Origin of the sequence: Burkholderia sp. E168m23 (assembly GCF_016586125.1) — a bacterium.
Taxonomy (GTDB): Bacteria; Pseudomonadota; Gammaproteobacteria; order Burkholderiales; family Burkholderiaceae; genus Burkholderia; species Burkholderia orbicola.
Genome location: NZ_BCPP01001430.1, coordinates 1 through 1,182 on the forward strand (window position 1 = coordinate 1; position 1,182 = coordinate 1,182).

1 protein-coding gene is annotated in these 1,182 nt (G+C 72.4%); it reads left to right on the forward strand.

Features of this window, described 5'->3' with window-relative positions:
* Positions 1–31: 31 nt before the first annotated feature.
* Positions 32–1,182: efflux RND transporter periplasmic adaptor subunit (locus JMF90_RS37895; protein ID WP_201326426.1), on the forward strand; the 1,151-nt coding region annotated here is incomplete at its 3' end.

The window sequence follows — 1,182 nt, forward strand, 5'->3', positions numbered from 1 at the left end:
ATCCTTCGATTCGCCCGCCCCCGGACCCATCATGAACGACTCGATCGAACCCGTCGCCCCGCCGCCCGCCGCCGAAGCGGCCACCGTGGCCGCAGCCGTGCCGCCCGCCGCGCGCGGCGCCGCCTCCGATACGCCGCCGCCCCGCCGCGGCCGCAAGCTGGCCGTGCCGCTCGCGGCCGTCGCGCTCGCCGCCGCGCTGCTCGCGCTCGGCATCGTGCCGCGGATCGAGGCACGCGCCGCGCAGCGTGCGCAGGTCGCCGCGCAGCAGGCGCTGCCGGTGTCGGTCATCGTGCCCGGCGCGGCGCCGGCCGACCAGACGCTGACGCTGCCCGGCTCGGTCGCGCCGTATGCGGACGCGTCGATCTATGCGCGCACGAGCGGTTATATCGCGCACTGGAGCGTCGATCTCGGCACGCACGTGAAGGCCGGCCAGACGCTCGCGCAGATCTCGGCGCCCGATCTCGACGCGCAGTTGCGCCAGGCGCGCGCCGACGAAGCGAGCGCGCAGGCGAACTACGACTATGCGAAATCGACCGCGCAGCGCTGGCAGGACATGCTGAAAATGCAGTCGGTGTCGCAGCAGGACACCGACACGAAGGTCGCGGACATGAACGCGAAGCGCGCGATGCTTGCCTCAGCTCAGGCGAACGTCGCGCATCTTGCCGAGCTCGTGTCGTACGAGTCCGTCACCGCGCCGTTCGACGGCGTGATCACCGCACGCAACGTCGACGTCGGCACGCTGGTCACCGCGGGCGGCACGCCGGGCAGCCCGGGCCTGTCCGGGGAACTGTTCCATCTCGAACAGACGGACACGCTGCGCGTGTTCGTCGATGTGCCGCAGGACAGCGCGACCGGCGTGTCGGCCGGCACCTCCGTCTACCTGACGACGCCGCAGTATCCGGGGCGGCGGTTTGCCGCGCAGGTCGCGCGCAGCGCGGGCGCGATCGATCCCGTCACGCGCACGCTGCGTGTCGAGATCGACGTCGACAACCGCGACGGCGCGCTGATGCCCGGCGCGTATGCGCAGGCGCATCTCGTCTTGCCGAGTGCGGCGCCGGCGCTCGAGCTGCCTGTCAGTGCGCTGCTGTTCCGCCCGAGCGGCGTGACGGTCGCCACCGTCGGCGCGAACGGGCAAACCGCGCTGAAGACCGTGCAGATCGGGCGGGATTTCGGCACGCGCGT